This window comes from Polaromonas sp. YR568, assembly GCF_943372955.1.
In the GTDB taxonomy this organism is placed as follows: Bacteria; Pseudomonadota; Gammaproteobacteria; order Burkholderiales; family Burkholderiaceae_C; genus Polaromonas.
Map to the genome: position 1 here is coordinate 835,063 of NZ_CALSAL010000001.1, position 20,112 is coordinate 855,174.

Annotated in this window: 19 protein-coding genes; 14 read left to right on the forward strand and 5 right to left on the reverse strand. The window is 63.4% G+C overall.

Annotated elements, in window-relative coordinates; genetic code table 11:
* Positions 1–176: 176 nt before the first annotated feature.
* Positions 177–1,394, forward strand: coding sequence for a CaiB/BaiF CoA-transferase family protein (locus AAG793_RS03965; protein ID WP_341904319.1), 1,218 nt, complete (start codon positions 177–179; stop codon positions 1,392–1,394).
* An 86-nt stretch (positions 1,395–1,480) separates the two neighbouring features.
* Positions 1,481–2,542 (forward strand): tripartite tricarboxylate transporter substrate binding protein, encoded by a 1,062-nt coding sequence (locus tag AAG793_RS03970; protein WP_341904322.1) that lies wholly within the window; start codon positions 1,481–1,483, stop codon positions 2,540–2,542.
* Between the two features lie 36 nt (positions 2,543–2,578).
* Here AAG793_RS03970 and AAG793_RS03975 read toward each other — a convergent pair whose 3' ends face one another.
* The gene (locus AAG793_RS03975) at positions 2,579–3,628 is read right to left on the reverse strand and encodes a sulfate ABC transporter substrate-binding protein (RefSeq protein WP_341904325.1); all 1,050 of its coding nucleotides are present in this window, start codon (positions 3,626–3,628) and stop codon (positions 2,579–2,581) included.
* Positions 3,629–3,808: 180 nt separating this feature from the next.
* Here AAG793_RS03975 and AAG793_RS03980 point away from each other — a divergent pair, with 180 nt between their 5' ends.
* Positions 3,809–4,081, forward strand: a complete 273-nt coding sequence (locus AAG793_RS03980; RefSeq protein ID WP_341904328.1) for an oxidative damage protection protein — start codon at positions 3,809–3,811, stop codon at positions 4,079–4,081.
* A 9-nt stretch (positions 4,082–4,090) separates the two neighbouring features.
* The gene (mnmC, locus tag AAG793_RS03985; protein WP_341904331.1) at positions 4,091–6,022 is read left to right on the forward strand and encodes an FAD-dependent 5-carboxymethylaminomethyl-2-thiouridine(34) oxidoreductase MnmC; all 1,932 of its coding nucleotides are present in this window, start codon (positions 4,091–4,093) and stop codon (positions 6,020–6,022) included.
* A gap of 8 nt (positions 6,023–6,030) precedes the next feature.
* On the opposite strand, the gene AAG793_RS03990 is transcribed toward mnmC, so the two are convergent.
* Positions 6,031–7,242 (reverse strand): ABC transporter substrate-binding protein, encoded by a 1,212-nt coding sequence (locus tag AAG793_RS03990; RefSeq protein WP_341904333.1) that lies wholly within the window; start codon positions 7,240–7,242, stop codon positions 6,031–6,033.
* Between the two features lie 291 nt (positions 7,243–7,533).
* On the opposite strand from AAG793_RS03990, the gene AAG793_RS03995 reads away from it, so the two are divergent.
* From AAG793_RS03995 to AAG793_RS04030, 8 genes are all read left to right on the forward strand, one after another.
* Positions 7,534–8,325: a sulfite exporter TauE/SafE family protein gene (locus AAG793_RS03995; protein ID WP_341904336.1), complete on the forward strand. Its 792-nt coding sequence runs from the start codon at positions 7,534–7,536 to the stop codon at positions 8,323–8,325.
* A gap of 29 nt (positions 8,326–8,354) precedes the next feature.
* Positions 8,355–10,175, forward strand: coding sequence for a nitrite/sulfite reductase (locus AAG793_RS04000; RefSeq protein ID WP_341904338.1), 1,821 nt, complete (start codon positions 8,355–8,357; stop codon positions 10,173–10,175).
* Between the two features lie 11 nt (positions 10,176–10,186).
* Positions 10,187–10,582, forward strand: coding sequence for a DUF934 domain-containing protein (locus AAG793_RS04005; RefSeq protein WP_341904340.1), 396 nt, complete (start codon positions 10,187–10,189; stop codon positions 10,580–10,582).
* A gap of 10 nt (positions 10,583–10,592) precedes the next feature.
* A complete protein-coding gene (locus tag AAG793_RS04010; RefSeq protein WP_341904345.1) occupies positions 10,593–11,402 on the forward strand; it encodes a phosphoadenylyl-sulfate reductase in 810 nt (269 codons plus the stop codon).
* Complete coding sequence (gene cysD / locus AAG793_RS04015; RefSeq protein ID WP_341904347.1) at positions 11,399–12,331, forward strand: sulfate adenylyltransferase subunit CysD; 933 nt, start codon at positions 11,399–11,401, stop codon at positions 12,329–12,331. Before AAG793_RS04010 ends, cysD begins: the two co-directional genes overlap by 4 nt.
* Positions 12,331–13,659 carry a GTP-binding protein gene (locus AAG793_RS04020; RefSeq protein WP_341904349.1) on the forward strand — a complete coding sequence of 443 codons (1,329 nt, stop codon included), beginning with the start codon at positions 12,331–12,333 and terminating at the stop codon, positions 13,657–13,659. The genes cysD and AAG793_RS04020 overlap by 1 nt, the downstream gene beginning before the upstream one ends.
* A gap of 100 nt (positions 13,660–13,759) precedes the next feature.
* The gene (gene fdxA, locus AAG793_RS04025; protein WP_341904352.1) at positions 13,760–14,089 is read left to right on the forward strand and encodes a ferredoxin FdxA; all 330 of its coding nucleotides are present in this window, start codon (positions 13,760–13,762) and stop codon (positions 14,087–14,089) included.
* 93 nt (positions 14,090–14,182) lie between these two features.
* Positions 14,183–15,283, forward strand: coding sequence for an NAD(P)/FAD-dependent oxidoreductase (locus AAG793_RS04030; RefSeq protein ID WP_341904355.1), 1,101 nt, complete (start codon positions 14,183–14,185; stop codon positions 15,281–15,283).
* An 82-nt stretch (positions 15,284–15,365) separates the two neighbouring features.
* On the opposite strand, the gene thiD is transcribed toward AAG793_RS04030, so the two are convergent.
* The gene (gene thiD, locus AAG793_RS04035) at positions 15,366–16,202 is read right to left on the reverse strand and encodes a bifunctional hydroxymethylpyrimidine kinase/phosphomethylpyrimidine kinase (protein WP_341904358.1); all 837 of its coding nucleotides are present in this window, start codon (positions 16,200–16,202) and stop codon (positions 15,366–15,368) included.
* A 115-nt stretch (positions 16,203–16,317) separates the two neighbouring features.
* Here thiD and AAG793_RS04040 point away from each other — a divergent pair, with 115 nt between their 5' ends.
* Positions 16,318–16,785 (forward strand): EVE domain-containing protein, encoded by a 468-nt coding sequence (locus AAG793_RS04040; RefSeq protein ID WP_341904359.1) that lies wholly within the window; start codon positions 16,318–16,320, stop codon positions 16,783–16,785.
* 99 nt (positions 16,786–16,884) lie between these two features.
* Complete coding sequence (locus AAG793_RS04045; RefSeq protein ID WP_341904362.1) at positions 16,885–17,655, forward strand: sulfite exporter TauE/SafE family protein; 771 nt, start codon at positions 16,885–16,887, stop codon at positions 17,653–17,655.
* 19 nt (positions 17,656–17,674) lie between these two features.
* On the opposite strand, the gene AAG793_RS04050 is transcribed toward AAG793_RS04045, so the two are convergent.
* Both AAG793_RS04050 and AAG793_RS04055 read right to left on the reverse strand, forming a co-directional pair.
* The gene (locus AAG793_RS04050; RefSeq protein WP_341905408.1) at positions 17,675–18,571 is read right to left on the reverse strand and encodes a 2-dehydropantoate 2-reductase; all 897 of its coding nucleotides are present in this window, start codon (positions 18,569–18,571) and stop codon (positions 17,675–17,677) included.
* Positions 18,572–18,687: 116 nt separating this feature from the next.
* A complete protein-coding gene (locus AAG793_RS04055; protein WP_341904365.1) occupies positions 18,688–19,956 on the reverse strand; it encodes a PHB depolymerase family esterase in 1,269 nt (422 codons plus the stop codon).
* Positions 19,957–20,112 lie beyond the last annotated feature (156 nt).

The window sequence follows — 20,112 nt, forward strand, 5'->3', positions numbered from 1 at the left end:
GAAAGCGGGTTTTTTGCACTGCCCAAAGCCGGTGGCGCCAGTGGTAAGGTGACGAGTCCACGCCGTCACGCGCACCCGCTGTGGCGCAGGCATCGACTCGCACGCACCGCTCTGACACACTGATGCCCTGCCCAGCGAATCGCACCGGTCACCCGAGTTTTCAGCCCCACACCTTCATGCCTACTACGTCCGAGAAATCCGTCCCGCCCTGCCCGCTTCCGCTTGCCGGCCTTCGCGTGGTGGAGTTCACCCACATGGTCATGGGCCCCACCTGCGGCATGGTGCTGGCCGACATGGGGGCCGAGGTCATCAAGGTCGAACCCGTCGGTGGTGACCGCACCCGCCGCCTGCTGGGCGCCGGGGCGGGCTTTTTTGCCATGTTCAACCGCAACAAGAAAAGCATCGGCATCGACCTGCACCATCCGGACGGTGTGGAGATTGCCCGCAAGTTGTGCGCCAGCGCCGACGTGGTGGCCGAAAACTTCAAGCCCGGCACCATGACCCGGTACGGCCTCGACTACGCCAGTCTGGGCCCGCAGCACCCCCGGCTGATCTATGTCAGTCACAAGGGCTTTCTGCCCGGCCCCTACGACCACCGCACCGCACTGGACGAAGTGGTACAGATGATGGGTGGTCTCGCCTACATGACCGGGCGGCCCGGCGATCCCCTGCGCGCCGGCACCAGCGTGAACGACATCATGGGCGGCATGTTCGGCGCCATCGGCGTGCTGGGAGCGTTGATCCAGCGCGGCATCAGCGGCAAGGGCATGGAGGTTCAGTCGGCCCTGTTTGAAAACAACGTGTTTCTGGTTGGTCAGCACATGATGCAGTACGCCATCACCGGCAAGCCGGCGGCGCCCATGCCCGACCGCGTTTCGGCCTGGGCGGTGTACGACATCTTCACCGTGAAGGACGGTGAGCAGATTTTTCTGGCCGCTGTGAGTGACGCACAGTGGCTCACCTTCTGCGAGGTGCTGGGCTTTGCCGACCTGAAGGCCGACACACGCTATGCCACCAACAACGAGCGTGTGACGCTGCGTCCGGAACTCATGCCCATCCTGCGCGAGCGGCTGGCCCTGCGCAGCGCCGCCGAGCTGACTCAGATTTTCGAAAGCGCTGGCCTGCCCTTTGCACCCATTCGCAAACCTGAAGAGCTGTACGACGACGAGCACCTGCAGGCCACCGGCGGACTGGCCGACATCACCCTGCCCGATGGCGTACGTGCCGGACAGACCGCGCAGACCACCTTGCTGCCCTTCACGATGGATGGTCAGCGCCTGACGGTTCGCAGCAGCCCGCCGACGCTGGGCGAGCACACCACGCAGCTTCTCGGCGAGCTGGGCTACGACGCAGCGCACATCAAGAAGCTGCACGGCGATTCTGTCGTGGCATGACGGCTGCAGCCTCACACATCTGCACCCACCTTCACCCACCTTCACCCCGCTGAGCGAACCAAAGGACACACACGCAGGAGACCCCCATGAGCCGAGCACAACAAGCCGCTGAACGAGTCTGTCACCCCTCACCCAACAGCGTGAGCGCCGCGCGGCGACGCATACTGAGCGCACTCGGTTCGTCCGGCGTCCTGCTCGCTGCAGGCACCTGGCTCGCGCTGCCGCGAACAGCCCTTGCGCAAGCCGCTACGGCACCGGACCGTCTGATCCGCATCATTCTTCCCGTGGGCGCGGGGTCTGGCGTGGACACCATCGTGCGATCAGCGGGCGCCTCTCTTGGCAAGGAGCTGGGCCACACCGTGGTCATCGAGAACCAGCCTGGCGCCGGTGGCATCGTCGGCACCTCGACACTGGTCAGGTCGGCGCCTGACGGTTTCACACTGAGTGTGGTGTCCAACAACCACGTGATCTACCCGAGCGTCTACAAGTCGGTGCCGTTTGACCCGGTGGCTGACATCACGCCGATCAGCGTGATTGGCGCGACGCCTCTGGTGCTGGTCATCAACCCCAACAAGCTGCCGGCTACCAACCTCCGTGAACTGGTGGCACTGCTCAAGGCGAGGCCAGACCAGTACAACTACGCCTCGCCAGGCAATGGCACCATCCTGCATCTGGCAGCGCAGATGTTTCTTGAAGAAGCGCAGGTCAAGGCAAGACACATTCCCTACAAGGGCGTGGGCCCGATGGTGACGGACCTGATTGGTGGCCAAGTCGACCTGGGTGTGCTGGCGCTGCCCTCTGTGCAGGCGCACCTGAAAAGCGGGGCACTGCGCGCCATCGGTGTTGGCGGCACCACCCGCTCACCGGCTGCGCCCGACATTCCCACGCTGGCAGAGCAAGGCCTGCCCAACTACCAGATGGAAGGCTGGTTTGCCGCCATCGGCCCGGCCCGCCTGCCTGCGGCCGACCTCAGGCGCATCCACGCCGCCGTCGTGGCCGCCTACGCCAGCCCCGAGGTTCGTGAGGCGATGGCGAAACAGGGCAACACCATCAACCCGACCACGCCCGAGGCCGCTGCGCAGTATTTCCACAGCGAACTCGCCAAATATGCACAGTTGGTGAAGAAAGCCGGTGTCGAGTTGCAGTGAGGCAGCAAGCCCTGCGCCACCTTCTTTCTACCTGCGCTACTTCCGTGTGTACAACTGGTCGAAGGCCGCACCATCCGCAAAGTGGTCTTTTGCGGCCTTGTCCCAGCCACCGAAGGCCTGGTCAATCGTGAACAGGTTCAGCTTGGGCAATTGTTTGGCGTATTTGGCTTGTGCCTTGGCCGAAGTGGGCCGGTAGAAGTTTTTGCCGATGATGTCCTGCGCTTCTTCGCTGTAGAGGAACTTCAGGTATTCCTCAGCGGCGGCGCGCGTGCCCTTGCGGTCCACGTTTTTGTCCACCACCGCTACCGGCGGTTCGGCCAGGATGCTGAGGCTCGGGTACACAAAGTCCACCTTGCTGCCGAATTCCTTTTCCAGCAGATACGCTTCGTTTTCCCACGAGATGAACACATCGCCCTGGTTGCGCTGCGCAAAACTGATGGATGAGCCGCGTGCGCCGGTGTCCAGCACCGCCACGTTGCCGTAGAGCTTGCCGACAAACTCTTTGGCCTTTGCATCACCACCGTATTTGCGCTTGGCGAACTCCCAGGCGGCAAGGTAGTTCCAGCGCGCGCCGCCGGAGGTTTTCGGGTTCGGCGTGATCACGCTGATGCCTGGCTTGATCAGGTCATCCCAGTCCTTGATGCCTTTGGGATTGCCCTGGCGCACCACCAGCACAATGGTGGAGGTGTAAGGCGAGGCATTGAGCGGCAGGCGCTTTTGCCAGTCCTTGGGCAACCAGTTGCCGTTCTGATGGATGGCATCGATGTCACCCGCCAGGGCGAGGGTCACCACGTCAGCGTCCAGCCCGTCGATCACAGAACGGGCCTGTTTGCCCGAGCCACCGTGCGACTGTTTGATGGTCACATCCTGCCCCGTCTTGGCCTTCCAGTGTTTTGCAAATGCCGCGTTGTACTCGACGTACAGCTCGCGGGTGGGGTCATAGGACACATTCAGCAGCGTCAGCGGCGCCGCCTGCGCATAGGCACGGGGCGTTGCGGTGCCCAGAGCCGTGCCGAGGGCAAGGGTTGCCAGTGCAGCCCACCCGGTGCGGGCGGAAAGATTGATAAAGTGACGTCGTGTGCTCATCAGGGGCCTCTTTTCAGAAAATGCGGTGAAAAATCCGGTTGGAAACGAAGAAAATGGATTCTGGAAGCGCTTGCTGAAAACTGGAACGAATAAAAACTCAGTTCTTTATTCCTCAATCATCCTTGGACCTTCCCTGCCAAGCCCTCCGCCCACATTCACCCGAACACGAAAGATCACGCCATGGCACGCCTCGTCAAATGCATCAAACTCGGCCGCGAAGCCGAAGGACTGGACTTCCCGCCCTACCCCGGCCCGCTGGGCAAACGCCTGTGGGAAGAAGTCAGCAAGGAAGCCTGGGCCGAATGGATGAAGCAGCAGACCATGCTGGTCAATGAGAACCGCTTGAACCTGGCCGACGCCCGTTCGCGCCAGTACCTGGCTCGCCAGATGGAGAAGCACTTTTTCGGCGACGGTGCCGACGTCGTCCAGGGTTACGTTCCTCCGAATCCCTGATTCGGCCCGATGCCCGAGCGCATTGACTGGCTGGAAGACGGCACTGCCAGCGGTGCCCCCTACAGCCCGCGCTTTGGCGACCGCTACCGCAGTGAATTGGGCGGGCTGGAGCAGGCGCGTTCGGTGTTTCTCGGTGGCTGTGGATTGCCGGCCGTCTGGGCAGGTGCGCCAAGGTGGACGGTGCTGGAAACCGGTTTCGGGCTGGGTCTGAATTTTCTGGTCACCTGGGCGGCGTGGAAAGCCGACCCGCAACGCCCCAAGCTGCTGCACTTTGTCAGCACCGAAGCCTTTCCGGCCAGCGCCGCCGATGTGCTGCGCAGTGCCCGCACTCACACTGATTTACTGCCACTGGCCGAGCAACTGAGCCGGCAACTCTGGGGCCTGCTGCCCGGTGTGCACCGGCTGGTGTTTGACGGTGGCCGTGTGCTGCTCACACTGTGCATTGGCGACACCAAGGCGATGTTGCGCGAGCAGAACTTCGAGGCCGACTCGGTCTACCTCGACGGTTTCAGTCCGGAGCGCAACCCGGACATCTGGGATCTCCATACCTTCAAGGCCGTGGCGCGCTGCTGCAAGCGGGGCACGCGCATCGCGACCTGGACGATTGCACGCAGCGTGCGCGACGCCCTCACCCAATGCGGCTTCGTCGTGCGCAAGGTGCCGGGCGTTCCGCCCAAGCGTGACAACCTGCAGGGTGAATACGACCCGGCCTGGGAGCCCCGCAAAGTGCGCTCGCTTCCAGTAGCCCACCCGGCGCCCGCCAGATGCATGGTGATCGGCGCTGGTCTGGCGGGCACTGCCGTTGCGGCGAGCCTGGCGCGACGGGGCTGGCAGGTCACCGTGCTCGATGCCGCCGATGCACCGGCAACGGGGGCGTCGGGCTTGCCCGCCGGAGTGCTGGCACCGCATGTCTCGCCGGATGACAGTCTGCTCTCTCGCCTCTCGCGCAGCGGTGCGCGAGCCACCTGGCAGCAGGCCGAGGCACTGCTGCAGCCCGATGAAGACTATGCCCTGACCGGTGTGCTGGAGCGCGCGCTCGAGCGCCCACGCCAGATGCCCGCCGACTGGAAACCGGGCGGCGCACTTGCAGATACCGCTCACGATTGGGTACGCCCAGCAACCGAAGACACACTGGCAGGCTGCCGCTTGCCCACCGACGAGGCAGCGCTGTGGCATGTACGCGCGGGCTGGATTCGTCCCTCTCAGCTGGTGAAGGCGTGGCTCCAGTCGCCGGGGATCGCGTGGCAAGGCAACGCCCACGTCGCGCGGCTGACTTTTGCAGAAGGCGTGTGGAAGGCGTGGGGCAATGAAGACCGGTTGCTGGCGTCGGCTGAGTTGGTGGTGCTGGCCGCCGGAGTTGGCAGCCAGCAACTGGCTGGGCACATGGAAGGCGACGCCGCAAGTGCGGAGACGCTGGCCCTGCAAGCCATCCGCGGACAGGTGACGTGGGCACCGCACACGCCCGGAATTCACGACGCATGGCCAGGATTTCCAGTGAATGGGGGTGGCAGCCTGATTCCTGCCGTGCCGCTGCTTGGCGACCTTGAGTCACCGGGAACTGCCGGTATGGCCTGGATCACCGGTTCCAGTTATGAACGCGACAACGCGCAGGCCGATATCCGCGCAGAAGACCAGCAGTACAACATGGACCGCCTGCGTGCACTGCTCCCGGCTGCAGCCGGTGCCGTCCCGCCAACCCCGCAGACCCCGCTGAACGCATGGTCAGGCGTGCGCTGCGCGACGCCGACACGGCTGCCGGCGCTGGGGCCACTGAACGCCGCGCAGGCGCCAGGCGTTTGGGTCTGCACCGGCATGGGTTCACGCGGCCTGACTTTTGCCGCCTTGTGCGGCGAGCTGCTGGCGGCACGTCTGCACGGCGAGCCGCTGCCGGTGGAGCAGCGTCTGGCCGATGCCCTGCTACCGCAGCGCGTGGCCCGCTGAGCGCAGCCTTACTTCATCGCCTCGGCGGGGCGGCGTGCCTTCACATACGCATCGCCGGGCAGGTAGGCCTTGCCGTCGGCATAGCGCCACTGCACCATCGTGCCCTTGTTGCCGCGCAGGTCCAGCTTGCCGACATACGCACCCATGGTGGACTGGTGGTCAATCGCACGGAACTCAGCCGGACCGAAGGGGGTTGAGAACTTCAGGCCGCGCATCGCAGTGACCAGCTTCTCGTTGTCCGTTGAGTTGGCTTTTTTGATGGCTGCAAAAATCGCCTGCATGGTGGCATAACCGACCACCGAGCCCACCTTGGGGTATTCGTTGAAGCGGCGGTAGTAATTGGTGGCAAAACTGGCGTGCTCGCGCGAGTCGATCTGGTCCCATGGGTAGCCGGTGACGATCCAGCCCTTGGGCGTTTCATCTTTCAGAACATCCAGGTATTCAGGCTCACCGGAGAGCAGCGACACCACGGGCGTCTTCGGGAAAATGCCGCGCTGATTGCCTTCGCGCACCAGCTTGGCGAGGTCTGCGCCGAAGGTCACGTTGAAGATCGCGTCAGGCCGGCTCTGCATGGTGGCCTGTAGCGTGGTGCCGGCTTCCAGCTTGCCCAGCGCTGGCCACTGCTCGCCAACAAACTCGACATCAGGGCGCTTGGCCTTGAGCAGTTCCTTGAAGCTGGCAACTGCGCTCTGGCCGTATTCATAGTTGGGGGCAATCGTCGCCCAGCGCTTGGCCGGCATCTTGGCGGCCTCTTCCACCAGCATCGCGGCCTGCATGTAGGTGCTGGGTCGCAGGCGGAAGGTGTAGCGGTTGCCTTTTTCCCAGACGATGGCGTCGGTCAGCGGCTCACTGGCCACAAACAGGCGCTTGTTTTTCTGCGCATGGTCGGCCAGCGCCAGGCCCACGTTGGACAGAAAGCCACCGGCGAGCACATCGACCTTCTCTTTCGACGTCAGCTCGATGGCGTGGCGCAGCGCTTCTTCAGGCTTGCCGGCGTCGTCACGGGCAATCACCTCGACCTTGCGGCCCAGCAAACCACCCTGGACGTTGATTTCTTCCACCGCCAGCTGCCAGCCCTGGCGGTACGGCAACGTGAACTGGGGAATAGTGGAGTAGCTGTTGATCTCGCCGATGCGGATGGGCGATTTGGCGGTGGATTGCGCAGAGGCAACGCTGACCAGACCGGCCAGCACCACCCCGCCCAAAAGGACAGATTTCATCGATTTCAAGGTTTTCTCCGCAAAGTTAGTGATCTGGCTCATCGGGGTGCCAGCCGGTCCATCGTCAGGAACGGTACATGGGGGCAGAGGCAGCGATGAAAAGCAGGGACTGTACCAGTGCCGCGACCTTGCAGCCTTGCTGTGGCCTCAGAAAAAAACCTTCGCCTTAAACCGACATGACGGCAAAAAGCCGCTCGGGCCGCATGGAGTCTGGTGAATAAGCTTATCCGCATAACGGCAGAACTAATCTGTAGTTTGTTTTCATATGGGCCGTCGTTACATTTTCCCGCTATGCATGACTTCGCGTTCATCTTTGCCGGTTTCGCCGTGGGCCTGGTCGTGGGCCTGACTGGCGTGGGCGGCGGCTCGCTGATGACGCCCCTTCTGATATTTGTGTTCGGCATCAAACCACATCTGGCCATTGGCACCGACCTGCTGTTTGCCGCCTTCACCAAAATGGGCGGCACCATCAGCCTGGCACGCGCCCGCATCATCGACTGGAAGATCGTCGGCCAGACCGCTGCCGGCAGCATTCCGGCATCACTGGTCACACTGTATGCCCTCAGCCAGCTGGGCCCCGCCAATGCGGCCACACAAACCCTCATGACCACAACGCTGGGCGTGGCGCTGCTGTTGACAGCGGCGGCCACCTTCTACAAGGCAGTTCGCGGCAAGGCAGCCCCCACCATGGTGGCCCCGGCTGCGCTCGCCGATGCCACACGCGCGCTCCACTGGTCGCTGCCGATCCTGTTCGGCGCCGTGATTGGCGTGCTGGTGACCTTGACGTCTGTCGGTGCTGGTGCCATTGGCGTGATCGTGCTGATGCTGCTCTACCCCGCCCTGCCCCTGCCGCGCATCGTGGCGGCCGACATCGCCCATGCCGTGCCGCTGACGCTGGTGGCCGGCCTCGGCCACGCCTCGATCGGCTCGGTGGACTGGATACTGCTCGCCAAGCTGCTGGCCGGCTCGCTCCCCGGCATCTGGCTGGGGGCCCATCTGATGAAGAAAACGCCTGACCGCGTGATCCGCTCCCTGCTGTCCGTGCTGCTGGCCTATGCCGGCGCAAAACTCATTTCCATTTAGTGATTTCCATTTAGACCTGCCCGACCACCATGTACCAATACACCGAGTTTGACCGCCAGTTTGTCAAAGCGCGCGCCAACCAGTACCGCGACCAGCTCACCCGCTGGCAGGCCGGCCAGTTGCCGGAAGATGAATTCCGGCCGCTGCGCCTGCAGAACGGCTGGTATGTGCAGCGCTATGCGCCGATGCTGCGTGTGGCTGTGCCGTATGGCGAGCTCTCCAGTGCACAAGTGCGGGTGCTGGCCAAAATCGCCCGCGAGTACGACCAGCCCAACGCGGCATTGCTGGAGCAGGCCCAAGCCACGCAGGACAAGCTGGGCCCCGTCAGCCTGAAGAGCGGCCTGTCGGTCAGCTCGCACCTGACCACCGGCTACGCCCACTTCACCACGCGCCAGAACATCCAGTACAACTGGATTCCGCTCGACAAGTCGGCCGACGTGATGGACCTGCTGGCGAGTGTCAGTATGCACGGCATCCAGACCAGCGGCAACTGCATCCGCAACATCACCAGCGACGAGCGTGCCGGCATTGCGGTTGACGAGATTGCCGACCCGCGCCCCTTCGGCGAGATCCTGCGTCAGTGGAGCACGCTGCACCCTGAATTCGCCTTCCTGCCGCGCAAGTTCAAGATCGCCATCAGCGGCTCCAAGGAAGACCGCGCGGCCACCGCATGGCACGACGTGGGCCTGTATCTGTTGCGCAATGCCGAAGGCGAGCTGGGCTTCAAGGTGCTGGTCGGCGGCGGCATGGGCCGCACGCCGGTGATTGGTACCACCATTCGCGAGTTCCTGCCCTGGCACCAGATCATGAACTACCTCGAAGCCGTGGTGCGCGTGTACAACCGCTATGGCCGCCGCGACAACATCTACAAGGCCCGCATCAAGATCCTGGTCAAAGCCGAAGGTCAGCGCTACATCGATGACGTCGAGGCCGAGTACCAGCAGATCATCACGCACGACGGCGCCCCGCACACCATCACCCAGACCGAACTGGACCGCGTCACCGCCTGCTTTGTGCCGCCCACCCTGCAGTGCGACCGCAAGAGCGCCGACGCCAAGATCGCCAACATCTTGCGCGCCGCCGCAGAAGACGACGTGGAGTTCGGCCGCTGGCTCAAGCAGAACGTGGCGCCGCACAAGAACCCCGACCTGCGCATCGTCACGCTGTCGTTCAAGCGCTTGGGCCAGGCCCCCGGCGACGCCACCGCCGACCAGTTGGACATTGCCGCCAATCTGGCAGACCAATTCAGTGCCGGTGAACTGCGCGTGACGCACGACCAGAACCTGCTGCTGCCCTGGGTGCGTTGCGACGAGCTGCCCGAACTCTGGCGCGCTGCACGCAAGTCCGGTTTTGCCAAACCCAACATCCGCCTGCTGACCGACATGATCGCCTGCCCCGGCGGCGATTTCTGCTCGCTGGCCAACGCACGTTCGCTGCCGATTGCCGAAGCCATCACCGAGCGCTATCAGGACATGGACGAGCTCGACGATCTCGGCGAAATCGACCTGCACATCAGCGGCTGCATCAACTCCTGCGGCCACCACCACAGCGGCCACATCGGCATTCTGGGTGTCGACAAGGACGGCAAGGAGTGGTACCAAGTCACGCTGGGTGGGGCCGATGGCTCCAACCTGAGCGGCCCGGCTGTGGCCGGCAAGGTGGTCGGCCCGTCGTTCTCGGCCGCCGAAGTGCCCGAGGTGATTGAAGCCGTGCTGACCACGTACCGCAACCACCGCGAGGCGGGCGAGACCTTTGTGGCGACGCTGCGCCGCGTCGGCATCGACCCGTTCAAGGCCGCCGCCAACGGTGCGCGCTTTGCCGTCGTTGACCACACCACGGCCACCGCCTGAGAGGAATCCCCATGAAACTGCTCACTGCTGCCGACCACACCCCTGTCATCGACAACCCGGCTGTGCTGGTGCTTGCCAACGACGCCGACCCGTTTGCGGTGTCGCTGGACGGCGTCACGCGCATCGATCTGCACTTTCCGAAGTTCACCGATGGCCGCGCCTACAGCCAGGCCTTCCTGCTGCGCCGCCGCCGTGAGTTCAGCGGTGAAATCCGCGCCACGGGTGACGTGCTGGTGGACCAGCTGGCCCAGATGGAGCGCAGCGGCTTCGACGTGGCCGTGCTGCGCGCCGACCAGAAGCTGGACATCGCCCAGCGTGTGCTGGCCGCCTATCCCGGTTACGGTGTTGGCAAATATCAGGGCGATGCGGTGGACGTGGAGCCCCACTTTGCGGCAACAGCTGCTTGAGGGTTGGAGCATGAACGCCATTTCCCTTTACGCCAAACCCTCGGCCGACTTCGCGGAAAAGCTGGCCCACAGCTTGGCTGTGCTGAAAGAAGCGGCAGTCACGTCCACACCGCTGACCCAGGCCTCCAGCCTTGGCGTGGAAGACATGGTGGTGACGCACCTGATGCAGGAAGCGGGCATCGAGGCCAGCATCTTCGTGCTCGACACCGGCATGCTGCACGCAGAGACCGTTGCGCTGATTGACAGGCTGGAAGCACGGTACGCCGTCAAGGTCGATGTGTACCGCCCCGACGACGCTACGGCGACTGCTTTCGTGCAGGCCAATGGCTCTGACGCGATGTACAAAAGCATTGACCTGCGCAAACAGTGCTGCCACATCCGCAAAATGGAGCCGCTGGAGCGCGCCCTTGCCGGCAAGAAGGGCTGGATCACCGGCCTGCGCCGCGAGCAGTCGAACGCGCGCGCCGAAGTGCACGACATCGAACAACAGCAGGTGCAAAGCAATGGGCAAACAGTCTCATGCGCCAAGATCAATCCACTGGCTGCGTGGACTTTGGGCGATGTGTGGCATTACGTGTCGGCCAACAGCATTCCCTACAACCCGCTGCATGACCAGTTTTTCCCCAGTATCGGCTGCGCGCCCTGCACTCGTGCCGTGACGCTGGGTGAGGATTTCCGCTCTGGCCGCTGGTGGTGGGAAAGCGAAAACGCGAAGGAATGCGGCTTGCATGTATCTGGCGATGCGGCAGAGTCCTCGTCCCTGTCCAGTCCGCTCGCACGACCTGCCAGCATCATCCCGATCAAGGAAGTCACCGCATGAACGCACGCGCCGAACCCCAACTGCTTGGCAAGCTGAGCAATTCGCACCTGGATGCGCTGGAAGAGGAAACCATCTTCATCCTGCGTGAAGTCGCCGCCGCTTTCGAGCGCCCGGCTCTGCTGTTCTCCGGCGGCAAGGACTCGCTGGTGATGCTCAAGTGCGCCGAGAAAGCCTTTGGCATCGGCCGCATCCCCTACCCGCTGCTGATGATCGACACCGGCCATAACTTCCACGAAGTCACCGATTTCCGTGATTTCAGGGCAAAGGAACTGGGCGCCGATCTGATTGTGCGCAACGTCGAAGACTCGATGAAACGCGGCACCGTGCGGCTGGCTCACCCCAGCGAGTCGCGCAATGTCCACCAGTCGGTCACCCTGCTGGAAGCGATTGACGAGTTCCGCTTTGACGCGCTGATCGGCGGCGCCCGCCGCGACGAGGAAAAGGCCAGAGCCAAGGAGCGCATCTTCTCCCACCGCGACAGCTTCGGCCAGTGGCAACCGAAGGCCCAGCGCCCCGAGCTGTGGACGCTGTTCAACACCCGCCTGCAGCCCGGCGAGCACTTCCGCGTGTTCCCGATCTCCAACTGGACCGAACTGGATGTATGGCAGTACATCGAGCGCGAGCAGATCGCCCTGCCCTCGCTGTACTACGCCCACCAGCGCAAGGTGGTGGAACGCAAGGGCCTGTTGGTGCCGGTGACCGAGCTCACCCCAGCCCGCGACGGTGAACAGGTGGTCGAGAAAACCGTGCGTTTCCGCACGGTCGGCGACATTACCTGCACCTGCCCGGTGGACAGTCCGGCCGCCACAGCCGCCGAAATTGTGATCGAGACGCTGGCTGCCGACGTGAGCGAGCGCGGCGCCACGCGCATGGACGACAAAACCTCTGACGCTTCAATGGAAAAGCGCAAGAAAGACGGGTACTTCTGATGACCACTGCAACAACCGTTCGGGCTGAGCCCGTCGACGCCCGGCCGGCCACCTCGACCTGCTCCGGGCAATCGGATGTCAAATCCGCGCTGAAATTCATCACCTGCGGCTCGGTGGACGACGGCAAAAGCACGCTGATTGGCCGCCTGCTGGTGGATTCGCGCGCGGTGCTGCAAGACCATCTGGCCGGCGTACAACGTGGCGGCGAGACCGATCTGGCCCTGCTGACCGATGGCCTCTCGGCCGAGCGTGAGCAAGGCATCACCATCGATGTGGCCTACCGCTACTTCGCCACCGAGAGTCGCAAGTTCATCATTGGCGACGCCCCTGGCCATGAGCAGTACACCCGCAACATGGTCACCGCCGCATCGAGTGCCGACGCCGCCGTGGTGCTGATCGATGCAACCAAGCTCGACTGGAAGAACCCGGCGCTTGAACTGCTGGTGCAAACCCGCCGCCACTCGCTGCTGGTCAACCTGCTGCGCGTGCCATCCATCGTGTTCGCGGTGAACAAGCTCGACGCCGTGGAAGACCCCACGCTTGCTTTCCGCCACATCAGCGACGCGCTGGCTGTGTTTGCCAAGGCCGCGCAGATTCCCGTGAAGGCGACGGTGCCGGTGTCGGCGCTGAAAGGCTTCAACGTGGTCGATGCCCAGCCGGGCTGGTGCGGCTATGAAGGTCTGTCGCTTCTGGAATTGCTGGAGCAACTGCCGGCCACGCCCGCCGAAAGAACGGAAGCCTTTTCCTTCCCGGTGCAGTGGGTAGAAAAGTTTTCGTCATCGTCTGATACCTCGCAGGGACGCCGTATTTTCTGGGGCCGCGTGGCCACCGGCGGCGTGCAGCCTGGCCAGACGGTCACCGTGCTGCCCAGTGGCCAGACGGCAGTGGTGTCACAGGTACTCAACCACGTGCGCGAAGCCAAATCCATCCTCGCCGGTCACAGCGCCGGCATTGTGCTAGACCGTGAGGTGGACGTGTCCCGCGGCGACTGGTTGCTGGCTGCGGATACCTTTGAACTCTCGCGAGAGCTGGCTGTCACCATCGCCTGGATGGACGATGAGCCGCTGGTGGCAGGCCGGGTCTACTGGGCCCTGCATGGCCACCGCTGGGTCAAGGCCAAAGTCAAGCGCATTGTGCACAAGCTGGACATCAACACCCTGGCCGAGGAAGCTGCGACCGAACTGCCCCCCAACGCTATCGGCCATGTGGAACTGACGCTGCAGGAGGCCCTGGTCACCCTGCCGTATGCACGCTCCCGCATCCTCGGTTCGCTGGTGCTGGTGGATACCGCGTCGCACCGCACCTCTGCCGCAGCACTCGTGCTGTAAAAGCTGATATCCAGCCACCCGACGGCCAGTCGCCGTCGGCCTTAACCCTGTTACCGGAATCCTCTTAAAATCGAGGGTTTACATCGACACGTTTTCCAACATGACACACATCGTCTCTGAATCCTGCATCCGCTGTAAGTACACCGACTGTGTGGACGTCTGTCCCGTGGACTGCTTCCGCGAAGGCCCGAACATGCTGGTGATTGACCCGGACGAATGCATCGACTGCGCCGTCTGCATCCCCGAGTGCCCGGTCAACGCCATCTACGCCGAAGAAGACGTGCCAGCGGAACAAATGGCCTTCATCAAGCTCAATGCAGAGCTGAGCCGTGCCGCTGGATGGAAGAGCATCACCAAACGCAAGCCTGCCCTGCCCGACGCCGACGACTGGAAAGACAAGACCGGCAAGCTGTCCGAACTCGTTCGCTGATCCGGCTACTCCACCGATTCCCACCCTGAGCCTCATGGTGGGCAGCCTCACCCCTCATTGCTGCCCATCCGATCCCCATCAAGACCGAACAACATGGAACCTCAACTGAACCAAGAAGTGATCAACACCGCCGCGCAGCACGACGGCCCCATCGAAACCGATGCGGTCATTGTGGGCGCTGGCCCGGTCGGCCTGTTCCAGGTGTTTGAACTCGGCCTGCTGGAGATCAAGGCCCATGTGATCGACTCGCTCGCCTACCCGGGCGGCCAGTGCATCGAGCTGTACCCCGACAAGCCGATCTACGACATCCCGGCCGTGCCCGTGTGCACCGGCAAGGAACTGACTGACAGCCTGCTCAAGCAGATCGAGCCCTTCGGCGCCACCTTCCACTTCGGTCAGGAAGTCAGTACCGTCGAGCGCCGTGACGATGGCCGCTTCTTTGTTGAAACCTCCAAAGGCACCCAGTTTCTGACCCGCACCATCTTCATCGCCGCTGGCGTGGGCGCTTTCCAGCCCAAGCTGCTGCGTGTGGATGGTCTGGAGAAGTTCGACAACACCCAGCTGTTCTACCGCGTCAAGAACCCGGCCGACTTTGCAGGCAAGAACCTGGTCATCGTCGGTGGTGGCGACTCCGCCCTCGACTGGACGCTGAACTTCGTCGCTGAAGGCCCGAACAAGGCCGAAAGCGTGATCCTGGTTCACCGCCGCGACGGCTTCAAGGCAGCGCCAGCCAGCGTCGCCAAAATGCGCGAGCTGTGTGATGCCTATGAAATGCAGTTCATCGTGGGCCAGGTCACCGGCTACGACGAGAAAGACGGCAAGCTCACTGGCGCCAAAGTCACCGGCGCGGATGGCGTGACCCGCGTGGTGCCGCTGGATGTGCTGATGGTGTTCTTCGGCCTGTCGCCCAAGCTCGGACCGATTGCCGACTGGGGCCTGGACATCGAGCGCAAGCAGCTGATGGTGGACACCGAGAAATTCTCGACCAACATCCCCGGCATTTTTGCGGTGGGCGACATCAACACCTACCCCGGCAAAAAGAAGCTGATTCTGAGCGGCTTCCACGAATGTGCGCTGGCTGCTTTCGCTGCTGCGCCCTTCATCTTCCCGGACAAGAAGATCCACCTGCAGTACACCACCACCAGCCCGAAGCTGCACAAGGTGCTGGGTGTGGAGTCTCCGGTGTTCGATTGATTCGCGTACCTCTCAGGACCACAAGAAAAAGCCCGCTGCATGCGGGCTTTTTTGTGTCTGGAGTGTGTTGCGGTTGGCCGGACTACAAGGGCAGTAATCGGGAAGGTACCGGCGCAAAGCCATGGTTCAAGGGACCGCCGCCAGCACCGGTGCGCACCGCAGCGCCAGCCGTGAGTGCACCCCGAACATAGGTCCGTGCCGCCTCGACGGCTTCCAGCAGCGCTGAGCCTGTGGCCAGATGCGCTGCAATCGCCGATGACAGCGTGCAACCTGTGCCGTGGGTATTGGGCGTGTCGATGCGTGGGGCGCGCATCCAGTGCACAGTGCCGTCGCCCAGCACCAGTACATCGCAGACCTGCTCGCCAGCCAGATGCCCGCCCTTCACCAGCACCGCCCGGGCCCCCATGCCCAGAAGCTTCAGCGCTGCCGCCTGCAGGTCAGCCTCAGTCGTCAGCGCGCGACCCACCAGCAGGGCTGCCTCATCCAGATTGGGTGTGATCACCTCGGCACGCGGAAACAGCTCCTTCACCAGCACCGCAATCGCCGGGTTATCGATCAGTACCGCACCGCTGGTGGCCACCATCACCGGGTCCAGCACCACATGGGGCAGACCATGGCGATCAATCGCCTCTGCCACGGTTTGCACAATTTCAGGCGAATGCAGCATGCCGATCTTGACGGCATTAACACCGATGTCTTCCACCACCGCATCGATCTGGTCGCGCAGCATGGCGGGTGGCGTGCCATGAATGGAGCGGACACCCACGGTGTTCTGGGCAGTCAGTGCGGTGATGGCCGTCATGCCATAGCAGCCGAGTGCCGCGAACGTCTTCAGGTCCGCCTGGATACCGGCACCACCGCCGCTGTCAGAGCCGGCAATGGAAAGAACACGGGGATATTGAAAAGACGGGACGCTCATGGACAGGCTTTCAGGTTGCCCAGAGTTTACGCAAGCAGCAGGGGCAGCCATTGCGCAAGGGTTTCTACAATCTGCGCATGCTGCCGTCTCAACATTCCCTCTGGAGGACCTGACCGTGGCGCAATACTGGCTGATGAAATCCGAACCCGGTGAATGTTCGGTCGATGACGCGCTGGCCGCCCCACGCAGCACCGTGCCATGGGTGGGCGTGCGCAACTACCAGGCCCGCAACTTCATGCGCGATGCCATGCGCGTGGACGACGGCGTGCTGTTCTATCACTCCAGTTGCGCCGAGCCCGGCGTTGTGGGCATTGCCCGGGTGGCATCCATGCCCTACCCGGACCCGACCCAGTTCGATCCCCAGTCGCACTACCATGACCCGGCCTCCAAACCCGACGCGCCGCGCTGGATGCTGGTTGATGTGCAGGTGCTCCACAAAACCCGCAACCTGACGCTGCCAGAGCTGCGCGCCAACGAAGCGCTGCAGGATCTGGTCGTGCTGCGCAAGGGCAATCGCCTGTCGATCACGCCGGTCGAGGTAAAGCACTGGCGCATCATCTGTAAAATCTTAGGCATCGAATAAAATCAGGCGGATCAGCGACTTGCCCCTCCTGCGAATCTCCCTCCACATGACCCCCTTCCACACACACCGCATCACGGCTGCATTCAGGCGCGCCGTGGCATGACGATCCTTCAGACAGCGCTCTTTCTGCTGTGCGTGGCACTGGCCACTGCTGCGCAAAATCTCAGTGGCTTTGCCTTCGCACTGATCCTGCTCGGGCTGGCGGGCGTGCTGGAACTGGCGCCGCTGGCTGACCTCGCGAATGTTGCAACCGTGCTGGCACTGGCCAATGCGGTGGTCGCGCTGCGCCGGTCAGGTCGCACGCTGGACAAACCCGCCTTTCGTGACATCGCGCTGGGAAGCGTGCCCGGCATTCTGGCAGGCGTGGTGCTGCTGGGCTGGCTGGGGACCAACGTCACGCTGGTGCTGCGGCTGCTGCTCGGGATCACGGTGGTGGTGTGTGCGGCGGTGGTGTTGCGCCAGACGGCTGCTTTGCAGCAACGCTCATCCCGCGGGTCGTTTGCGCTCTGGGGTGTGCTGTCCGGGCTTCTGACCGGTCTGTTCGCCACCGGCGGCCCGCCGCTGGTGTATCAGTTGTACCGTCAGCCGATGGGGCTCAAGACGATACGCGACACCCTTGTTGCGGCGCTGGCAGTCAGCGCACTGATGCGCCTCGCACTGGTGCTGGTCAGCGGGCAGTTCAGTGGCAATGCGCTCAGGCTGTGCCTGCTGGCGGCGCCCCTGGTGTTCTCTTTGACCTGGTGGCTGGAACGCCATCCGCCCGGCTGGTCACGGCAGGCGGTACTCAAGCTGGTTTGCCTGTTGTTACTACTCACCGGTACCGGGCTGATCGTGCCTGCCACACTGCAGCTCACGACAACCGGGCTGTGACGACACACCGGAAAACGACTCAAGCCGCTTTCTGCTCCAGCAGTTTCACCAGCGCCCACAGCACGCGATTGGCCGGCGTGGCAATGCCCAGCGCTTCACCGCGCCGCACGATCAGGCCGTTGAGGTAATCAATCTCTGTGCGTTTGCCGCGCGCCATGTCCTGTGCGGTCGACGAAAACTGGCTTGGCATGGTTTCGGCAATCTTGCGAATGGCGGCATTCACGTCGCCCGCCACCTGCACGCCGTCAGCCTGCGCCACCGCCATGCATTCGGCCACCACGTCACGCATCAGGTCCTGCACGCCCTCACCGACCACGGTTTTGCCGTAGGGCAGCTGCGTGATGGCCGATACCGCGTTGTAGGCGCAATTGAGGATCAGCTTGGCCCACAGCGCGCCGCGCACATTGACTGAAATCTCGGTCGGCACATGGGCCGCGATCAGCGCCTGCACCACCACTTCGCTGCGGCTGGAGGGCTCAATCACCAGCTCGCCGCGGCCGTGGTGCTGCACATGCCCGGGGCTGGCCATTTCAGTAGCGACATAAACGACGGCAGCCGCCACCTCGTGGTGGGGCAGCACTGTCCGCAAGCGGTCGGCGTTGTCCACACCGTTCTGCAAGGTCAGCACCAGCGCGCCAGGCGCCAGATACGGCCGCATCTGGGCGCCTGCCGATTCGGTATCGGTGGACTTGACACAGAACAGCACCAGGTCGGCGCCCTGCACCGCGCTGGCGTCTGCGCTGGCAACCACTGCCACCTGCTCATCGAATGCAGAGGTCTGCAGGCGCAAACCCTGACGCTCGATGGCCTCCACATGCTGCGGCCGCGCAATCATCACCACCGGATGACCTGCGCGGGCCAGCATGGCGCCGTAGTAGCCGCCCACGGCGCCGGCACCCATGACGGCCACCTTCATCGGCGTTGCAGTCGCGGTGTTTGCAGGAGATGTGCTGGAGCTGGTCATGGCAGAGGGTCCGGGGTTGAAATCACCAATGATGATAGCCCGCAGACTGCCTGCCCCGTGCCGTGCTTTCAGGCGGTGGCCTCAGTCGCTGTCACTGGGGACACGGCTCGCATTTCCACCGGTGCCCCGGCGCCGGCCTGAGGCGGTGAAGCTGCTGGCAGGCGCCTGTGAAGTGCGAAGAAGTTCCACATCATCAAGGTGGCATTCGGACCAGCAGGCGTGCTGTAGTCCACACTGCCGTCGCCGCCGCTCCAGGCGTGGCCAAGCGATTCGATGTCGCACTGAACCAGGTAAGGCTTTCGACCTGCGTAATAAGTCAGACTGCGGTAGCCGTGGCGCGGGCTGCGTCCGCCCGCGCGGCCGGCATGGTGACGCGCGACCGGATGCTCACTGCTGATCCACGGCGCATTGACGATATGCATCTGCTCGACCAGCTGTCTGGCATTGATGCGCCTGACCACCGAATCTCCGTCGCCGTGGATGACAATGGTCGGCATGCCCGGAAACTGCGGCGCGGCGCGCGCAAACTCCCGAGCTGCTTCACTGTTAAGCAGCATGGCACCGTGCTGCATGGCGCGGTAGGCGCTGACGGGGGAATCGGTGGTGCCGAACACCGGAGCCGAGTGCAGGCCAACCGCCGCGATCAGTGCCGGGTGGTGCAGCGCGATCAGGTTGGCCAGCGCAGCACCCGCCGACAGACCTGCGAGGTAAATCCGCGAGGCGTCCAGCCCATGCTGCTCCCGCACCCGATCAATAAGACTGGCAATGAGCGCCACATCGCCCCCACCCTGTTGAGTGTCGCGTTGGTACCAGTGCCAGCAGCGGTGGGCGTCAGTCGCCACAGATTGCTGCGGATACAGCACGGCAAAACCCTTGCGGTCGGCCAGCGCATTGAGCCGGGTCGCCGTGGCGATGTCTGTAGCCGTTTGTTTGCAGCCGTGCAGCATCACCACGAGCGGCATGGGTTCATCCGCATCGCCTTGCGCAACTGATGCGTGACGCGACGGCAGATAGAGCCAGTAGCCCATCCGTTTAGCCACAGTACCCGCAGGCAATGACTCAGCCGGTGGGTGAAAGTACGCCTTGCTCCACTGCCCTGCTGGCCGGGTGGTACGGCGTATGGCACGTTCTATGAGCGGCGGTACGCTGGCCACACCGCTGAGTGGATCAATCAGTGCTTGCTGTGGTGGTGTGTGATTGCGTCCCTTGGCCGTCGCCCGGGGGGTCGCAGGCAGCAGGTTTTTAAGCAGCTTTCGGCCTTGTCGGGCCTGCACCTTGCCCAGCTTGCCCAATTGACGGACGCTCTGGAGCCAGAGGCTGCTCAGGCTCTTGCGCATGGACAGACCTTGAACAGGCAGCGATGGGGGGCCCATCCGCGCTCAATACAACACATGGGACACAGCATACGCCCTATTTTGCTGCAGCGCAGCAAAGTAAACTGTCAGCCAATGCCGCGCTCTCGAATCGCGTCTGTCAGATCGTCCCCGTTTCGC